Below are 17,065 nucleotides of genomic sequence, written 5' to 3'. Positions count from 1 at the left end.
CTGGGTATATGATGGTTAGCCAGAAAAGCTAGCTACTAAGCACTAGGCACCAAGCACTATGCACTAAATCATGATTCTTTTTATTCTTCGACGGCTGGGGCAAGGTTTTTTGGTGCTGCTGGGCGTAGCACTCACAGTTTTCTTTCTCTTTACCGTGCTGCCCGGCGACCCGGTGGCGCTGCTCGCTGGGCAGCGCTCCGATGCCGCTACGCGCGCCGCCATTGCCGCCGACCTAGGTTTGGACCAGCCCATTCCGGCTCAGCTTGCGGGCTACCTCAACGATGTGTCGCCCCTGGGTTTGCACTCGCGCGACTCGGCGGGCGTGGCGAAATACGGCGGCGTGGCGCTGCTGCCTTTAGGCAACAAGGCGTTTGTGCTCAAAAAGCCGTATCTGCGGCGTTCTTTTCAGAGCAACAAGGAGGTATTAAACATTCTGCTCGACCACTTTACGGGTACGCTTTGGCTGGCGCTGGCGGCCATGCTGCTGGCAGCAGGGCTCGGTATTCTGTTTGGCATATTGGCTGCCCTGAAGCCGCATTCCTGGCTCGACCGCTCTCTGGTAACTGTATCAGTCCTAGGTATTTCAGTGCCGTCGTTTGTGGCCGGCATCCTCATTGCCATGACGTTTGGCTTTTACTGGAGCCGCTGGACGGGTCTCAACCTAACGGGACAGCTCTATGAAACCGACCCATTTACCGGCACGCACCTCGTGCTGCGCAACTTGCTGCTGCCGGCCGTGGCCCTCGGTATCCGTCCGTTGGCGGTCATCACGCAGCTCACGCGCAGCTCCATGCTCGATGTGCTGAGCCAGGACTACATTCGTACGGCGCGTGCCAAGGGCTTATCCGGGTACCATACCGTAATGGGCCACGCGCTGCGCAATGCCCTAAATCCGGTTATCACGGCCGTATCCGGCTGGCTGGCGTCGCTCATGGCTGGCGCTTTTTTTATTGAGTACATTTTCAACTGGAAAGGCCTAGGTACCATCACGTTGCGCGCCGTTGAGAACCTGGATTTTCCCGTTGTAATGGGCGCTACCATCTTCATCGCCTTCTTGTTTGTGGTTATCAACATCGTGGTCGACGTGCTCTATGCCGCCCTGGACCCGCGGGTGAAACTAAGTTAGCAGTGAGCAATGAAGAATGAGCAATGAACAGTAAGGAGAACAGTTTAATAATGACTTAGAAGACACCTTGCTTCATTGCTCATTCTTCATTGCTCATTCTTCATTGTTAATTGAAACTCATGCGTCTTTACCTTATCGGGATGCCGGGGGCGGGCAAAACTACCCTGGGGCGAGCTTTAGCTACTTTCTACGGCGTTCCTTTCATTGATCTGGACGAGGAAATTGTGCGTCGGGAAGGCCGTAGCGTTGCCGCTATTTTCAGCAAGGAGGGCGAGGCGTATTTTCGGGAGCGGGAGGCCGCGGCGCTGCACGCAGTGCTGGCGCAGTACCCGAAGCTTGTGTTGGCGACCGGTGGCGGCACGCCCTGCTTTCACCAAAACCTAGATCTGCTGCTTGCTACCGGCCTGACGCTGTACCTGGCCGTGCCCGTCGAAGAACTGGTACGGCGTCTAGGCCGGGCGGCGGCCGCCCGGCCGCTCTTGGCCAGCCTCCCCGACCAGCAGGCGCTGGAAACACGTTTACGCGAAACCTTAGCCGCTCGCGAACGGTTTTACACCCGCGCACCCTTGCAGTGTGCAGCGGCAGGTTGCTCAGTGGAGAACATTCAGCGGTTAATTCTGCATTACCAAACTACCGCTTGAGCTAGGTGCCCACGGCAAGGGACGGCGTGCAATTTGTGCGTTGCTGCGTACTTTTGCTCCTTACATCAGCTAACTACTTAGTATGAACTCTGCCTCCGCAACTCCTGAGCCCGATGTGAAGCCAACGCCGGTTAAGCTGTCTGGTGCTATTAAGCCCAAGCAGAAAGGCTCGGCTCAATTGTTTAAGAATCCCGTATTGGAGCGGCTGACACATACGCACATTGCAGGGCCACTCACCATCTTTTTCAGTGTAGCGGCTGTTAGCCTCTATTACAGCCTGAGCCGTGGCTTGCTCACGGGCTTATCAGCTTTCGGATTGTTCCTGGCAGGTTGGCTGCTCTTCACCCTGGCCGAGTACTTGGTGCATCGCTACGTGTACCACATTGCAGCTACCACGCCGGGGCGCGCCAAGTTTCAGTACACCATGCACGGCGTACACCACGAGTTTCCAAAAGATAAGACCCGCTTGGCCATGCCGCCTATCCTGACGGTATTCGTGGCGTCGTTGCTGTTTTTTATCTTCCGTTTCACCTTTGGCAACGCGGGCTTTGGCGTTCTGGCTGGCTTCGTGTTTGGCTACGCGCTGTACCTTTTTGTGCACTATGCCATTCACGTATATGCCCCGCCGAAGAACTTCCTGAAGGTGTGGTGGCACCACCATGCTCAGCACCACTATCGGCAAGATGAAGTAGCTTTCGGGGTTTCCAGCACTTTGTGGGACCATATTGTTGGAACCATGCCCGGCAAAGAGAAATAGGAATAACGTAAGTTTGATTTTGGGAAGATGGGGCTACGAGCCCCATTTTTTTTGCCCATTTAACAGCTCTTTCCAAAATTCAGAAAGGAAGATAAGGTGAAAGTAGCAAAATGGGAATGCAATAATTATGTAATTATTGCAAGATTATTGCGTAAACAAATTATGATATTTGAATATATATGGTGCTTAACTAATTTTCTATTATACAAGCATTTGCATATATATACTTGCGCTAGCATATTTGTGTCTCAATAAGGGAAAGTATTCTTGATTCTCTTATTGGGAAAAACTGCTGCTCTATCTTCCTAACCATCTTTGCAATGCTACATCGTTATTTTACTCGGGGTTTAAGCCTTTGGTGCTTATGTCTACTACTGTCTTTCACTGCACGAGCACAATACCAGTTTAAGGCTGCTGCCGACGCCAGCTCTAATGGCCTAGGTCCATACCAGCAAAACTTTGATGGAATGGGTACCGGTACGCCTACCTTTGTTGGGGGTACCAACAGTAGTTTGCCTGGCGTTATAGCAGGTTACGCTTACGGCACTAGTTTCCTTGGTCTTCCTTCTCCTACTGCTAATGACGGCTCCAATTCTACTACGGGCGCTTATAACTTTGGTGCCGTAGGTGACCCAGATCGGGCGTTGGGCGGCATTGCTGGTACGCAAGGAGGGCTAGCTACAGTTGGTAAGGGTTACATTGCTATCCGTTTAAAGAATACATCCGGAGCAATCATCAAAAATCTAGATATCCGCTACGCGATGGAGCAATGGTATAATTCATCCAAGGCGAATGAAGCGTATTTCCGGGCTGATTATCGCGTGTATTCTAATGCAACTACTGTAAGCCCTAATGCCTTCACCAATAACGATCTGGTACAAGCAGAAGGTACTAACAACTGGACTGATCTGTCTCAGTTAGATCTTCAAGCTCCTGGCACAGGTAATTTGATTGGGCAATCGGATGGCAATTCCTCCACCTATCGGCGTGCTGCCCAGCACCGCCTCGTTGGTCTGAACCTAGCAAATAATGCTGAAATAGTAATCCGCTTTACTTACGTGTACAGCGCTGACAACGGTAATGGAATAAGCTTGGACGACATTGCTGTATACCCTGAAACCAATGTTCTCTATTCTAATACGAATGGTAATCTGAACAATGCTTCCGCGTGGTCACAGAGCACCACCAGCGCAATCCGGCCATCATCCATCGACTTTACCGGCAATACCAACTATACGTATTATGTACGGGGTGACGGCAGCCTGACAGACCGGCTAACCGGAATCATTGATCTGAATCCTACCTCACGCATAGTAGTTGGTGCTTCCCCAGCAGAACCAGCCACCCTTTACATGGGAGCAGGAGACCAACTAACAGGTACGGTGGATGTCACCGATAATTCTAAACTACAGTTAGGAGCTACACCTACTAGTCTGAAGATCGGCGACTTAGGCGCGGGAAGCACAGTAGAATATCTGGGAAATAGTGGCACAGCCCAAAACGTGTTGCCCGCTACTTATGCTAAACTGAATTTTAGTGGACAAAGCCCGAAAGCCCTTGTAGGTGCAACTATCGTTAGCGAAGCACTGACTTTGACGAGTAGCACTACAGCACCCCAAGCCGTACAGCTAGGTGATTACAATCTGACTTTGTTGCGTGCAGCAACGCTCACGCGCACAAATGGTGGTCAGATTGTAACGAATGGCCTCGGGGAATATCGGGCTACTCTTACCTCTACCAGTGGCACCGTATTATTCCCAGTTGCTACATCCGGTGCAGCAGCCGATTATCTGCCAGCCTCAATCACGCCAGGTAGCTCTGACAAAGATGAAACATTCCGGGTGCGGGTTATTTCGGAAGTATTTGCAAGCTATTCAAAGCAGGGTGTGGCATCTAATCCCGTTAAGAATTCTGGCAATGTAAATAATACGTGGCTCGTTGGTCGCGAAACCACTACTCCGGTGTCAATTACTCTTAAACTGGCTTGGACGCCTACTACCACTCGGCAGGGGGCAGCCTTTGATAAGACGAAAAGCTTTATTGACCACTTTAGTACAACCAACAATAGCTGGGACCGGATGCCAGCAAACGTAAGTGCATTCACTGACGGCAGTCAGATGGCGGTACAGCGTGTGGGCATAAGCAACTTTTCTCCTTTTGCTGTAACGTCAAACGGTGGTGGTGTGCTACCCGTCGAGCTAACTGCCTTCAATGCTGCACGGACAGGCACAACAGTTTCCTGCACCTGGGCAACCGCTAGCGAGAAGAACAATGAAAAATTTGTGGTAGAGCGTAGCCTCGACGCAAAAACGTTTCAGGCCATCGGTACCGTTGAGGGAGCAGGTACTACCACCAATACAAGCAACTACTCATTCGTAGATCAGCAGCCTACTCTAGGTATTAATTACTACCGTCTGCGGCAAGTAGATACCGACGGGGAGGAATCCTTTTCTCCGGTAGTAGCAGTGAAAGGATGCGCAGACTGCCTAGCTAGCGACGTAACGGTAGCACCTAATCCAGGAACTGGCCGATTTGAATTGTATACCAATTGGTCCGCTACTACCTTGACGGGCACCGTAACTAACACGCTCGGCGCACCCATCATTACACTAGCGCAAACACTGGCCGCTGGCCCGCAACGCACAATGTTTGATCTAAGCCAACAGCCAGTAGGGGTGTACTTTGTTCATTTGCAAACGAGCAGCGGTACTGTTGTGCTGAAGGTGATAAAAGAGTAAACTGTAGTGCTCATATAAAACAAGAAAGGCGCTCACGAGCGCCTTTCTTGTTTTATATGAGCACTAGCTAAAGCTAGCCTCGCATCTTCCGGACCAAGAAGGAAATAAGCAGCACAACCAGGAAAATGCCGATAACGGCGGTCCAGGCGCCAGCTTTGAAAATATCACCGATGGCCTCGCAGCTGCTAAGCGAGAAGGTGAGAAGAATAAGGGAAAAGACGAGTAAAAAACGAGCGTTTTTCATGATAAGTCTGAGGGAAAGTGGGAGAGAAACAAAGCACCAATGGGCGTCTCAGAATGATACTGACCTAGGCAGAAAAAGGTTGAGATATTACAGAATTGCGTGGTAGACAGACGCGCAGCAAGGTTCTGACCAATCAGGGCTGTCGTAGTTGGTAGCTCAACTGTAAACGCGAAGCTAGGTTGAACTAGGTATTGTTCAGGCACTTTTGTGCAAGTTGTTACGTATGAGGAGCAAATCTCAGTTCGCGTTGAATAATTTAATTCTTGTTTATATGTTACGATTTGCCTTTTCGACTCTGTTCGTGGCGGCTTTAAGCAGTCACTCAGTTATGGCACAGCAAGGCGCCGAGCCGGCTACCACTTCCACTAAGCCCGACGGCCCTACCACTCCGGCTTCATCCTGGACTACTTCCACCACTGGAAACGCCACCGATGATGCTACTTCTCGCATGGAGGGCGCACACATTGCGCCTGGCTTCACAGCGGCTCCATCTATGCGGGTGCGGTACGATTACCGTGGTCGGCCGATGGGTGCTCCTACGCACCGGCCTACTTCGCGTTCATCTGCTCCCGCACTCTCGCCGACGCCGCCGGTACAAAGTAATGCCGATGCTGGCGCCACTAATGCTTCGGCTGGCGCAGTGCCTGCCGAAGCCACTCCCACTGCCGCGACTCCAACTTCAACGCCCGCCCCAGTTGCTAAACCAAGTAGCCTAAAATCGTCGGCCACAAGCACGAGTGCTCCAACTCCAAAGGCAGCTCCGGCTAAAAAGCCAGCACCGGCTGCCAAAAAGAAGCAATCAAACGGTTGGGGTGACACCAGCAATAGTGGCTGGTAAAACCTAGCCAATTCCTCCTAGCTAAAAACAGCAACAGAGGACGTATGCCTAGCATGCGTCCCCTGTTGTTTTAAAGTTAAAAACTTGGCTGTATGCTCATAGTAGCTTACAGTCTTTGCCCGGCAGCTTTGTTATTCACCAAGTAACGCTGGTTGAGGCTGAGCGCTGGTGAGTGTAGCTCCTGCGCTGGCCAGTACGATGAAGCTCACGGCCAACCATTGCGCGACTGTAAGCTGCTCACCCAGCAAAAACCAGCCTGATAAGGCTGCTGCTACGGGTTCCAGGCTCATCAAAACACTGAAGGTGCGGGTTGGCATCGTTTTCAGAGCCTGCATTTCCAGGGAGAAGGGTAGCACACTGGAAAATAGGGCTAGCCCTCCACCTAGCAGCAGTAGGTGGGGCGTTAAGTGCAGTAAACTGCCGCTAGCAACCCCGAACGGCAGCACTGGCAGGGCGGCAAACAGCATGCCTACAGTAACGGCCAGCGGCCCAGGTAATACAGCTGCTGTGCGCTGTCCTAGCACGATGTACACGGCCCAACACGCGCCCGCAGCCAACGCAAAGCCCATTCCTAGCGAGTTGATGCCCTCACCAGTCCAGGGAGTAATAAGAGCAATGCCTGCCCCAGCCAACACGACCCATACCACATCGATCCAGCGCCGGGAGCCGGCTAGGGCAAGTACCAAGGGACCAATAAATTCTAGGGTCACCGCTAAACCAAGGGGCACACGAGCTAGCGCGCAGTAAAACAGGAAGTTCATAGCTCCCAACGCTAAACCATAGGGTATCACGGCCCGCCACTGCGCGGGCTCCAATCGGCTGAAGCGGGGGCGCACTACCACCAGAAGTACCAAAGCCGACAAGCCGATGCGTATGCTCGTGGTACCTGCGGCTCCTAGAACTGGAAAAAGGCCTTTAGCAATAGCTGCGCCTCCTTGTACGCTGATGATAGAGAGTAACACAGCCGGTACCGGCGGTAACGAAAAGCGAAAGGCCTTTGCCATCATAAGGGGTAGACGAAGACGTGTAGGTTCAACGGACTTTATTTTGCCAAAATTCGGCTACGTCCGGGTATGAACACAGATACAAATCTGCGGCTAAGAAGTACCGTTGAGGAGTTCACACGCAGCAGCCTTTAGAGATAGAGTAGTTTGCCCTGTTGCCGGTTTGTGCTTTATAAGTGCTATTCCGTGAGCTGTACCACGGATAAAGTGAAAGCCCGATAACAGACTAACTTAAAGTCTATTACCGGGCTTTGTGGCGCTCCCTCCTGGGCTCGAACCAGGGACCCTCTGATTAACAGTCAGATGCTCTAACCGGCTGAGCTAAGGAAGCGGTTATGGCGACGTTTATCTGTCGTTGCGGGTGCAATATTAAAGCACTAATTTACTTTTTGCAAGCAGTTAGCTAGATTTTCTTTTGTAAAATAATTTAATTGCTGATCGTCAACAGGTTGCCGTTAAGCGAAGTGGCGTACTGACGTAATGGGTAACGGGAAGGACCGCCTTGAACTTGCCCTTGGATGCTAAATTGAGAGGTGCAGCAGGTGTCAGCCAGAAACAACCTAGATGGGTCAATGCTGACCAAAGCGCAGGCATCAGTAGGGCGATAGGGGCAAGTACGCTCGAAAGCTAGGTAAGAGCCTGCCTTCTGCCGCACCACAATCAGGCCTTTCAGGCCACCATCTACATATTGCACGCCGTTATCGAAGCGCAGGGCAGTATTCTGCTGGTCGAGCAGGCTGATGGTGGTGGTGAAGGCAATTATTGGTATCTGTGGCTGAACGTCGGAGCCGGAATCACCGCAGGCTACCAGGAAGCTGCCAAGCAACACTACCGTACTGAGTAGACCTAGGTTCTTCGATGTACGCATATCTTCCTACTCTTTTTATTGCTTCTTCTTACGGGCTGGCCGACGTAGTGGGTGGCAATGTCTGCGTGGTGATGAAATTGTCACCCACCCTCAGCTAAGCTAGCCTAGCTGCACGCCCTCAAACTGCCGCAGAAAACGCATGTCATTTTCCGTGAACAAACGCAGATCCTTGATCTGATATTTCAACATAGTGATGCGCTCAATGCCCATGCCCCAGGCGTAGCCGGAGTACTGCTCGGGGTCGATGCCGGATTGCTGGAGTACATTGGGATCGACCATACCGCAGCCGCCAATTTCAACCCAGCCACTTTGCTTGCAGATGTTACAGCCTTTGCCCTTGCAGATCAGGCAGGTAATGTCAATTTCGGCACTAGGCTCGGTGAAGGGGAAGAACGACGGGCGGAAACGAATCTGAATGTCTTGCCCGAACATTTCCTGCACGAAGTAATATACCGTCTGCTTCAGGTCGGCGAAGCTCACGTTTTCGTCCACGAACAGGCCTTCCACTTGGTGGAACATCATGTGGGCGCGGGCTGAAATAGCCTCGTTGCGGTACACCCGGCCGGGCATAATGCTACGAATAGGAGGCTTCTGGCTCTCCATCAGGCGTACCTGCACGTTGCTGGTATGAGTGCGCAGCAGGTGAGATGGCGAAATGGTGAGGTGGTGAGGTGTAGCCAGGGCTTTATCGCTCGCCATTTCGCCACTACCTAGGTGCGCCGGTGGCGCGCTGGGCGCGATGAAGAACGTATCCTGCATGTCGCGGGCCGGATGGTTCTCCGGGAAATTTAGGGCCGTGAAGTTGTGCCAGTCATCTTCCACTTCCGGACCTTCGGCTACGTTGAAGCCAATGCGCGAGAAAATGCGTACCATCTCTTCGCGCACCAAGTTTAGCGGGTGCCGGGTACCTAGGGTATTAAGTGCAGGCGGCAAGGTGTAGTCGAAGGTGGCATCGGCCGGCGCGTTTTGCGCAGCGGCCTCCAGCTCCTGCTGACGCTGACTGAACTTGTCGAGGGCTAGCTGCTTAAGTTGATTCAACTCCTGACCCACGGCGCGGCGCTGCTCCTGCGGAACCGTTTTGAGCTGGTCGAATAAATCAGCCAACTGGCCTTTGCGGCCCGTGAAAGCAATGCGAAACTGCTCCAACTGCTCGGGAGCGGTAAGGTCGTAGGCTTCGATTTCGGCGCGTAGCCGCATGATATTCTCCTGCATAGTACTGCAAAGGTACGGCAGTTAGGAGAAGTGTGGAAAGAAGTGTTGAGGGTTGAATTATGGAAGTGCTGAATGTTGAGTTTTGAATGTTGAATTGAATGAGGTAGGTCCTGAATTAGTGGTGAAGCTAGCCTTAATCCTATAGAAGAGCAGGTGAGTAGGAGGATTTTAGGATTTGGTATGATTGATGCAATACGATCAGCACCTGCAAGGCCGTTAGGGACGAGAGGCGCCCTCGCTCCCTGGTTCGGCAGTTGCTGTACTTCTCTTTCTTTCCATACCGATATCACTGTTTGCCATGTCTCGTTTTTTGCTTTCCACTTTCCTGCTAGGTGCGCTGTTGGGCGCTTCTACGATACACGCTCAGGCACAATCTGATACGCGAGCCGGCGTTGCTGTTGCTGCGACTGATCCTTGGGCCACGCCTGAGGCGACAACGGACGCGCCTCAGTATCCCACCGGCTGGAGCAGTGCACCGGGCATGAGCCTGAGCGTGCATCAGCGGCCCACTACCGACTACAACGGGCGTCCGCTCAAGTCGCAACCTAAGGTAAAGCGGGTGGCCGTGACTGACCTAGCTTCCATCGAATCCAACGACGACCCGATGATGCACAGCTCCGGGGTGATGATTGCGCCCGGCATGAACACCGCGCCTTATCGTGGGGTGAGTACCGATTATCAGGGGCGGCCCCTGCGCAAGCCGGTTCGCACCACTACCATTGGCATGGCTGCCAAGTCGGCTAAGCTGACGCCGGTTGCCGTTGTAAGCTCAACTAATCGATAGGAATACGTCCGGGGACGGCACGAATATCGTAAGGAAGCTATTATTCACCTTCCGCTTCCTTCCTATGCGCTTTTCCCTACTTTTGCTCGCTTTCGTAACGCTGGCTGCTTCGCCTGCTCTCGCCTAAAAGACAACCCGCCGCACTGCGAACGGCTACCATCACACCAGCAACGTGAAAGCCAAGGCTCGCTCGGGTGCCTACGCCCGGTACGACCGTTCGAACCGCCGCGACGAAGACAACCTAAAGCTTGCCCCCGGCCTGCGCCTGAACATGCCCAGTCCGCCCACTACCGACTACATGGGCCGGCCATTGAAGAAGAAATCGGCACCGGTTATCTCGGGCGCAACCAGTCTGTCGGCGAGTAAGTCGACCACCAAGCCCGCCAGTAAACCGGTCAAGCACTCAGCGCGCTGAAAGCTAGGTAGGTAGTATAAAGCTTGACGATGACCTAGGTACAGAAAAGGCCGGTAGCTCTTGAGCCACCGGCCTTTTCTGTAGTTGAAACCTAGCTTTAGAATTGAAGCTTACTCAGCCTCCGTATCGACTTCCGCCAACTCCTCAACCGTTGCTTTAGGCTGAGCGCGGTAATAGAGCGTGCTGCTGTTTTCGGGCCGCAGAATTTCCTGCGCCGCTGCCAATACAGCCGCCGGCGTAACGGCCTGCACACGGGCGCTTTCTTGGTTTACCAAGTTCGCGTCACCCATCAACTTGCTGTAAGCTAGGTTCATGGCGCGGTTTAGTAATTCTATTTCGCTGAACACAATGCTGGCTTCGGCTTGGTTTTTTACTTTCTCCAACTCTTCAGCCGGCACTTCCGTGGTGCGGAATTCGGTCAGAACTTCCTCAACGGCTGCATCAGCCTCTTCGGGCGCTACGCCCGCGTTGAGCTTGCCGCTGATAACTAACAAGCCGGGTTCCAGAGAATCTGTACAGGAGGCCGAGATATTGCTAAATAAGGGCCGCTCCTTTACCAGCCGCTGGTACAGGCGAGACGATTTGCCCCGGCCCAGCATGTCGCCGAGCAAATCGACCGGATAATAAGCAGCATCAGTGCGGCCGGGCATGTGATATACTTTGTAGAAAGCGCTTACGGGCACATCTGCCGCTACGTCGAGGTGGCGGGGAGCGGTCTGGCGGGGTTCGGCGGGTAAGTGCCGGTCGTAGTAAGTGCCGCCCGGGATCGGGCCAAACCATTTTTCTGCCAGCCGTTGGGCTTCGGCCACTGTTACGGCACCGGCTACCACCAGAATGGCATTAGCCGGCGAGTAGTGCTTGGCAAAAAAAGCACGGACATCGTCCATCACCGCATTCTCGATGTGGCTAACTTCCTTGCCAATCGTGGCCCAGCTGTAGGGGTGCACCTGGTAGGCAAGAGGACGCAGCTTCAGCCACACGTCGCCGTAGGGCTGGTTAAGGTAGTTCTGCTTGAATTCCTCGACTACTACTTTGCGCTGCACCTCCAGGCCCTGCTCCGAAAAAGCTAGGCTCAGCATCCGATCCGACTCAAGCCAGAAGCCGGTTTCGATGTTTGCGGCCGGAAGCGTGAGGTAGTAGTTGGTGATATCGGGCGAGGTGAAGGCATTGTTCTCGCCGCCTACCCGCTGCAATGGTTCATCGTAGTTCGGGATGTTGACGGAGCCCGAAAACATCAGGTGTTCAAATAGGTGCGCGAAACCCGTGTGCTGTGGGTCTTCGTCGCGGGAGCCAACATTATAAAGGATATTGAGCACTGCCATTGGCGTGGTATGGTCCTCATGGACGATGCAGCGTAGGCCGTTGGAAAGGGTGAATTCTTCGAAGTGAATCATGAAACTCTAAGCAAAGTGGGTAGAGAAGCTTGGGTATAACAACTGATGGGTATAGCCAAAGTTTCAATTTGGGGAGAAAGGTGCTTTGTCGTTGACCGGAGCTTATCGTGTGGCGCGCAAACCTAATGGTTTACAGCGGTACGTTTGGCTGACCTAGCTCCAGCAAAATGCACTCATAGCAATCTGGCAGTCAGTAATTGCTCAGCGCCATCCTTCTAGCTTAAGGGTCACGCAGGAGTCACTCCGAACCAAAACGGTAGTTCGAAACTGCCGCAGCCAAGGTCGACGTGCATCTACGCCACACGCAACCACGATTTGTCCTGGAGAAGTTTTACTCGCATCCCAAGGCGTGATAATGGTGGTGTGATGCTGATAGCGCCACTTGGCGATCTGCCGATAGAGTTCAACCACATCATTGAACTTCCCATCTACTCCAATGATGTACTCCTGGATACCTGGCCAATCCCGGATCTGGGCTTGTAAATGCCTGCCGTATAAGGTACTAGCATCTCTGCTTCGGGCATTATACACCTGCTCCACGTAACGCAGCTGTAACCAATAAGCAGGCGTTGCTACGACCAGCACTACCAGCAGCTGGCTCCAAGAACGAAGCTTATAAGCTAATTGTGCTTCCAACATCCGTCCAACCCATACCAGCCCCGCGGCTGTTTGTAGCGCTAGCAAAGGGTACATAGGTGCCGCATACCACGGCAGACGCGTCTGGATCAGCGAAATCGTCAGCAGAAAAGTGAAGCTGACACAAAGGCAATAGCAGCTTAGCTGCCAACTGCGACTACCTCTAGGTAGAAAGTAGCTAAGAGCCCCGCCCAAAAGCATTGGCATTATCCAAGGCGTGAATTTCTCTTCTATCATCAACAGCCAGTAGGTACTGAAAGAAGTGGTATGCCCTTCCAGCATATGGAGCGCGGGTCCGCCGAGCTCATATTCCCACACGGCCGCCAGATAGCCCGGCGCCATGCTTTCACGCACCACATACCATAAAGCGCCTCCTACAAGCACACCAGCAAGGGCACCATATACGGCAGGCTGAAATAGCCGTCGTGCTTGCCCGATGACGATTGTGGCCAGCAGCAGACCTGGGCCAAAGAGTAGCCCGGCCACTCCTTTGGTGAGTACAGCCAAGAGAAAAGATAAGCCCGTGAGCCACACCAACCGGGAACGCCCTGTAACCAGATAGCCTAGCCAGGACAATGCTCCTAAGGTAGTCCAGAGCGTGAGGAGTGTGTCGAAATCACTAGTGAGGGCTACGTGCAGCATGACGTAGCCTTGTGCGGTAAGTAGCACCAGCGAGGCTAACAACCCGGCTCGCCAGCTACCGAGCCAGTGCCAGCCTGCTTTGAATACGATCAGCGTGGTAGCAAACGCCGCTAAGGCAGTAGGTAGCCGGATAGAGAACTCGCTGGGACCAAATAATTTGATACTGATAGCTAGCAGCCAAGGCCACAAAGGAGGCTTACAGTTCCACAGGTCAGGCCTGTTTAAGTGCCGCAACACGATCCAATCATGATGTTGCCAGATTCCTACCGCGTTCAGGGCGGTACGCGCCTCATCCCATTGCTGAATCGGTAGCTCATTAATAAGCTGAAACAAGATTGGGTAAGCCAATACGGTAACCAGCAGCCAGGGGATGACCTGCTGCCAAAGCGGAGAAATAGAGCGGAGCATTGGAAAAGTAGAAGTGCGAAATAGGGTGGAGTTTTGAGGCGCGACAACGTTGATGGTGTTTAAGGTAAAAAAAATATAGTAATAATCATAATATAACTTCTTTGTATAATCATATTCTTTATAAATGGCTGAGTTGCTGTTACCTGGTTAAGCTAGAGGTCGACCTAGGTTCGGTACTATTTATACGCAGCGCGCAGACCCAAAAACAGAACTGTGCAAGCTGACACCGGGAAATAACAAGCAGCTAATGCCCCTGACCTAGATAGAAAGCTCAGGCTGGTAAGAAGAGCAGGCGGCTCCTTGCGCTCAAACCCGTACTTTTGATGCTGGTATCTTCCACTTTGCCGCCCATGCAATCAGCTCCTGCAAGCCTTCCGTTCGATCGAAAAGAATACACCAACGAGCAGCTTCTGATGCTCTACAAAGCCCTGCTTAAGCCTCGTCTTATCGAAGAGAAAATGCTCATTCTGCTGCGACAGGGCAAAGTGAGCAAGTGGTTTTCGGGAGTAGGGCAAGAGGCTATTGCGGTTGGTAGCACGCTGGCACTCAATCCCGACGAATACATCCTACCGCTGCACCGCAACCTAGGGGTATTCACGGCCCGCCAGGTGCCGTTAGGTCGGCTGTTTGGGCAGTGGCAGGGCAAGCTGGGCGGCTTCACCAAAGGGCGCGACCGGAGCTTCCACTTCGGCAGCAACGAGCACCATATCGTGGGTATGATTTCGCACCTAGGTCCGCAGCTGGCCGTAGCCGACGGCATTGCCCTGGCCGACCTGCTCGACGCGCAAAAGCGCGTGACGCTGGTGTACAGCGGCGACGGCGGCGCCTCCGAAGGCGATTTTCACGAAGCCCTGAACGTAGCCGCCGTGTGGCAGCTGCCAGTCATCTTCCTGGTCGAAAACAATGGCTACGGCCTTTCTACGCCGAGCAATGAGCAGTTTCGCTGCCGTTCCTTCACCGACAAAGGACCCGCCTACGGCATGGAGGCCGTGCAGATTGATGGCAACAATATTCTGGAGGTGTACGGCACCATTCAGCGCCTAGCCGAAGACGTGCGCCAGCAGCCGCGTCCGGTGTTGGTAGAGGCGCTTACCTTCCGGATGCGGGGCCATGAGGAAGCCAGCGGCATCAAATACGTGCCGCAGGAGCTGCTGACCGAATGGGCCGCTAAAGACCCCGTAATGAGCTATGAGCAATGGCTGCTCGCGGAAGGCGTGCTCAGTGAAATCCGCCGCCATCAGATTCGGGAGCAGATCAGGCAGGAGATTGAAGAAGGCTTGCAAGCTGCCGACGCGCTGCCGGCACCTAGCCCCAACGCCGCCACCGAGCTGGCCGATATGTACCAGCCGTTTGAGCCCGATACAACGCAACAGCTACCAGCTACCAGCCAACAGCCAAAAGCTGATAAGCGCTACGTCGATGCTATTTCGGATGCGCTGCGCCAGAGCATGGAGCGCTACCCCGAGCTGGTGCTGATGGGGCAGGACATTGCCGAATACGGTGGCGTATTCAAAGTAACGGAGGGGCTTGTGGCTCAGTTTGGTAAGGCGCGGGTGCGCAACACGCCGCTGTGCGAATCCGCTATTCTAGGGGCTAGCCTCGGGCTGAGTATCCGCGGGAAAAAGAGCATGGTAGAAATGCAGTTTGCCGATTTCGTGACCTGCGGCTTCAACCAGATCGTGAATAACCTAGCCAAAAGCCACTACCGCTGGGGGCAGAATGCTGACGTAGTGGTGCGGATGCCTACCGGAGCCGGTACCGCTGCTGGGCCGTTTCACTCGCAAAGCAACGAAGCGTGGTTTGTGCACACGCCGGGCCTGAAGGTGGTGTATCCGAGCACTCCCGAAGATGCCAAAGGCTTGCTTAATGCGGCCATTGAAGACCCCAACCCGGTGCTGTACTTCGAGCACAAGCTGCTCTACCGCTCCATCACCGGGGCTGTACCGGATGAGTATTATACCACGCCCATCGGCAAAGCTAGGTTGGCGCGCACCGGCGACAGTCTGAGCATTATTACGTACGGCCTGGGCGTGCACTGGGCCACGCAGCTTGCCGACGAGCTGGCCCTGGATTGCGACATCCTGGACCTGCGCACATTACTTCCTTGGGACGAAGAAGCTGTGCGCCAGACCACTATGAAAACCGGACGTGTGCTGCTACTGCACGAAGACACGCTCACGGGTGGTATCGGCGGCGAAATTGTGGCCTGGATTGCCGAGCATTGCTTCGAGTATCTGGACGGACCGGTGCAGCGCGTCGCGTCGCTGGATACGGCGGTGCCATTCGCGCCGACGCTGGAAAAAGACTTCCTGCCCCAGCAACGCCTGCGCGAGCGAATCGAGAAGCTATTAGCGTATTAAACCCATGATAAATCGTTTGACCAGCGCAGCAGAACCTAGGTTGTGCTGCCAGCCGGTTAAGCGGCTAGGTTTCGGCACACATAAGCAGCTGCTTAAGGCACGTGTTTTGGTAGCCGCAATGCCTTAGCCGCATCCTTTGTGATTTGTCTTCAGACAGAAGGGGATTTGCAGGGTGCGGAACCTAGCTCTAACATCGTAACACGCAGGTTGTGGCCTGCCTTCTGGCTTATGATATCTTTTGTCCTGCGTAGCGTGCGCCCGGCCTTGCAAGTGCTCCTACTGAGTAGCCTGCTAGCGGTGGCAGCCTGTCATTCTTATCGCATACCTAGCCCTACGGGGCCACCGCAGCCCAAAGTGAAAGCCAGCAAAAGTGCCGACGGCAACGAAGCCGCTGATGGCTCCACAACGGCTGAGATCAAACCGCAGCGCAACAGCTACGACAAAAATGGGCTATTGAAGAAGCCCAAATATGAGAATCGCCGCCTTCGGCACAAAGTCGGGCAACGCAAGTTTCTGGGAATTGTGCTACCTTTTTAATCCTTATACCAGAGGTAGACAAGCTACGTATTATATTGATGTTCAAATAAGCCACCCCCATACCTAGACCAGCAGCCGGCTGATCTGAACGAAGAGTAATCTGCAAATTTATATCTATCCCGCTCATGCGTCATCTCCTAGCTTTTTCCGTCGTATTGCTGCTAAGCGTTGCTTATGCCGGGTCGGCTGCGGCGCAAACCAAGGAAACCAGCCCCGCGAAGCTGCGGGCCGAGAACCGGCATGCCTTGCGCGAGGCGCAGCGTTATCCAGCCGAATACAAGGACTCGCACTTAGCAGTAAGCCGCACCGACCTGCGCCGCGGGGAAGGCGGACAAGCCGGGCAACCCCACGACGGTCGGGCCAGTTATAAGTTTGATAAGACCGGCACGGCGCGCATAAGCGAACCAACGCACCCTGGGCTGCGTCTTCGAAAGAAGGACAAGAAAAAAGAATAACTCCTT

General features: G+C 53.6%; 16 protein-coding genes and 1 tRNA gene. 10 read left to right on the top strand and 7 right to left on the bottom strand.

What is annotated here, in order from left to right:
* Positions 1-70 precede the first annotated feature (70 nt).
* The 4 genes from IEX74_RS04660 (at position 71) to IEX74_RS04645 (ending at position 5,262) form a co-directional block, all read left to right on the top strand.
* On the top strand, positions 71-1,126 hold the full coding sequence (locus IEX74_RS04660) for an ABC transporter permease (RefSeq protein WP_188811523.1): 1,056 nt from the start codon (positions 71-73) through the stop codon (positions 1,124-1,126).
* Positions 1,127-1,245: 119 nt separating this feature from the next.
* On the top strand, positions 1,246-1,767 hold the full coding sequence (locus IEX74_RS04655; protein ID WP_188811520.1) for a shikimate kinase: 522 nt from the start codon (positions 1,246-1,248) through the stop codon (positions 1,765-1,767).
* An 82-nt stretch (positions 1,768-1,849) separates the two neighbouring features.
* Positions 1,850-2,524 carry a sterol desaturase family protein gene (locus tag IEX74_RS04650; RefSeq protein ID WP_188811518.1) on the top strand — a complete coding sequence of 225 codons (675 nt, stop codon included), beginning with the start codon at positions 1,850-1,852 and terminating at the stop codon, positions 2,522-2,524.
* A 467-nt stretch (positions 2,525-2,991) separates the two neighbouring features.
* Complete coding sequence (locus IEX74_RS04645; protein ID WP_188811509.1) at positions 2,992-5,262, top strand: T9SS type A sorting domain-containing protein; 2,271 nt, start codon at positions 2,992-2,994, stop codon at positions 5,260-5,262.
* 73 nt (positions 5,263-5,335) lie between these two features.
* On the opposite strand, the gene IEX74_RS04640 is transcribed toward IEX74_RS04645, so the two are convergent.
* Entirely contained in the window at positions 5,336-5,506 is a 171-nt protein-coding gene (locus IEX74_RS04640; RefSeq protein ID WP_188811507.1) for a hypothetical protein, read from the bottom strand.
* Between the two features lie 328 nt (positions 5,507-5,834).
* Between IEX74_RS04640 and IEX74_RS04635 the strand changes: the two genes are divergently transcribed.
* A complete protein-coding gene (locus IEX74_RS04635) occupies positions 5,835-6,344 on the top strand; it encodes a hypothetical protein (protein ID WP_188811505.1) in 510 nt (169 codons plus the stop codon).
* A gap of 131 nt (positions 6,345-6,475) precedes the next feature.
* Here IEX74_RS04635 and IEX74_RS04630 read toward each other — a convergent pair whose 3' ends face one another.
* The 4 genes from IEX74_RS04630 to pheS all read right to left on the bottom strand — a co-directional run bounded on the left by IEX74_RS04630 (position 6,476) and on the right by pheS (position 9,428).
* Positions 6,476-7,306, bottom strand: a complete 831-nt coding sequence (locus tag IEX74_RS04630) for an EamA family transporter (protein ID WP_229755121.1) — start codon at positions 7,304-7,306, stop codon at positions 6,476-6,478.
* A 296-nt stretch (positions 7,307-7,602) separates the two neighbouring features.
* A tRNA-Asn gene (locus IEX74_RS04625) sits at positions 7,603-7,679 on the bottom strand.
* A gap of 96 nt (positions 7,680-7,775) precedes the next feature.
* The gene (locus tag IEX74_RS04620; protein WP_229755120.1) at positions 7,776-8,216 is read right to left on the bottom strand and encodes a Rieske (2Fe-2S) protein; all 441 of its coding nucleotides are present in this window, start codon (positions 8,214-8,216) and stop codon (positions 7,776-7,778) included.
* A gap of 99 nt (positions 8,217-8,315) precedes the next feature.
* Positions 8,316-9,428 carry a phenylalanine--tRNA ligase subunit alpha gene (pheS, locus tag IEX74_RS04615; protein ID WP_188811503.1) on the bottom strand — a complete coding sequence of 371 codons (1,113 nt, stop codon included), beginning with the start codon at positions 9,426-9,428 and terminating at the stop codon, positions 8,316-8,318.
* A 298-nt stretch (positions 9,429-9,726) separates the two neighbouring features.
* Here pheS and IEX74_RS04610 point away from each other — a divergent pair, with 298 nt between their 5' ends.
* Both IEX74_RS04610 and IEX74_RS04605 read left to right on the top strand, forming a co-directional pair.
* On the top strand, positions 9,727-10,212 hold the full coding sequence (locus tag IEX74_RS04610; RefSeq protein ID WP_188811501.1) for a hypothetical protein: 486 nt from the start codon (positions 9,727-9,729) through the stop codon (positions 10,210-10,212).
* 172 nt (positions 10,213-10,384) lie between these two features.
* Positions 10,385-10,627 (top strand): hypothetical protein, encoded by a 243-nt coding sequence (locus tag IEX74_RS04605; protein ID WP_188811499.1) that lies wholly within the window; start codon positions 10,385-10,387, stop codon positions 10,625-10,627.
* Between the two features lie 110 nt (positions 10,628-10,737).
* Here the strand turns inward: IEX74_RS04605 and IEX74_RS04600 are convergent, their stop codons facing one another.
* Both IEX74_RS04600 and IEX74_RS04595 read right to left on the bottom strand, forming a co-directional pair.
* The gene (locus IEX74_RS04600) at positions 10,738-12,021 is read right to left on the bottom strand and encodes a M16 family metallopeptidase (RefSeq protein WP_188811497.1); all 1,284 of its coding nucleotides are present in this window, start codon (positions 12,019-12,021) and stop codon (positions 10,738-10,740) included.
* A gap of 201 nt (positions 12,022-12,222) precedes the next feature.
* Positions 12,223-13,707 carry an ArnT family glycosyltransferase gene (locus IEX74_RS04595; RefSeq protein WP_188811495.1) on the bottom strand — a complete coding sequence of 495 codons (1,485 nt, stop codon included), beginning with the start codon at positions 13,705-13,707 and terminating at the stop codon, positions 12,223-12,225.
* Positions 13,708-14,030: 323 nt separating this feature from the next.
* Between IEX74_RS04595 and IEX74_RS04590 the strand changes: the two genes are divergently transcribed.
* From IEX74_RS04590 to IEX74_RS04580, 3 genes are all read left to right on the top strand, one after another.
* Positions 14,031-16,067: an alpha-ketoacid dehydrogenase subunit alpha/beta gene (locus IEX74_RS04590; protein WP_229755119.1), complete on the top strand. Its 2,037-nt coding sequence runs from the start codon at positions 14,031-14,033 to the stop codon at positions 16,065-16,067.
* Between the two features lie 228 nt (positions 16,068-16,295).
* On the top strand, positions 16,296-16,604 hold the full coding sequence (locus IEX74_RS04585; protein WP_188811493.1) for a hypothetical protein: 309 nt from the start codon (positions 16,296-16,298) through the stop codon (positions 16,602-16,604).
* Positions 16,605-16,729: 125 nt separating this feature from the next.
* On the top strand, positions 16,730-17,059 hold the full coding sequence (locus tag IEX74_RS04580) for a hypothetical protein (protein WP_188811491.1): 330 nt from the start codon (positions 16,730-16,732) through the stop codon (positions 17,057-17,059).
* The last annotated feature ends 6 nt before the right edge of the window (positions 17,060-17,065 follow it).

The organism is Hymenobacter cavernae (assembly GCF_014641455.1).
Lineage (GTDB): Bacteria > Bacteroidota > Bacteroidia > Cytophagales > Hymenobacteraceae > Hymenobacter > Hymenobacter cavernae.
Note: the sequence above shows the minus strand (reverse complement) of the source record. Positions and strands in the feature narration are given on the sequence as shown.

What these genes read in the sequence shown, in the direction of transcription:
- IEX74_RS04660 (WP_188811523.1), top strand. Translation starts at nt 71, where the DNA reads ATGATTCTTTTTATTCTTCGACGGCTGGGGCAAGGTTTTTTGGTGCTG.
- IEX74_RS04655 (WP_188811520.1), top strand. Translation starts at nt 1,246, where the DNA reads ATGCGTCTTTACCTTATCGGGATGCCGGGGGCGGGCAAAACTACCCTG.
- IEX74_RS04650 (WP_188811518.1), top strand. Translation starts at nt 1,850, where the DNA reads ATGAACTCTGCCTCCGCAACTCCTGAGCCCGATGTGAAGCCAACGCCG.
- IEX74_RS04645 (WP_188811509.1), top strand. Translation starts at nt 2,992, where the DNA reads ATGGGTACCGGTACGCCTACCTTTGTTGGGGGTACCAACAGTAGTTTG.
- IEX74_RS04640 (WP_188811507.1), bottom strand. Translation starts at nt 5,506, where the DNA reads ATGAAAAACGCTCGTTTTTTACTCGTCTTTTCCCTTATTCTTCTCACC.
- IEX74_RS04635 (WP_188811505.1), top strand. Translation starts at nt 5,835, where the DNA reads ATGGCACAGCAAGGCGCCGAGCCGGCTACCACTTCCACTAAGCCCGAC.
- IEX74_RS04620 (WP_229755120.1), bottom strand. Translation starts at nt 8,216, where the DNA reads ATGCGTACATCGAAGAACCTAGGTCTACTCAGTACGGTAGTGTTGCTT.
- pheS (WP_188811503.1), bottom strand. Translation starts at nt 9,428, where the DNA reads ATGCAGGAGAATATCATGCGGCTACGCGCCGAAATCGAAGCCTACGAC.
- IEX74_RS04610 (WP_188811501.1), top strand. Translation starts at nt 9,727, where the DNA reads ATGTCTCGTTTTTTGCTTTCCACTTTCCTGCTAGGTGCGCTGTTGGGC.
- IEX74_RS04600 (WP_188811497.1), bottom strand. Translation starts at nt 12,021, where the DNA reads ATGATTCACTTCGAAGAATTCACCCTTTCCAACGGCCTACGCTGCATC.
- IEX74_RS04595 (WP_188811495.1), bottom strand. Translation starts at nt 13,707, where the DNA reads ATGCTCCGCTCTATTTCTCCGCTTTGGCAGCAGGTCATCCCCTGGCTG.
- IEX74_RS04590 (WP_229755119.1), top strand. Translation starts at nt 14,031, where the DNA reads ATGCTGGTATCTTCCACTTTGCCGCCCATGCAATCAGCTCCTGCAAGC.
- IEX74_RS04585 (WP_188811493.1), top strand. Translation starts at nt 16,296, where the DNA reads ATGATATCTTTTGTCCTGCGTAGCGTGCGCCCGGCCTTGCAAGTGCTC.
- IEX74_RS04580 (WP_188811491.1), top strand. Translation starts at nt 16,730, where the DNA reads ATGCGTCATCTCCTAGCTTTTTCCGTCGTATTGCTGCTAAGCGTTGCT.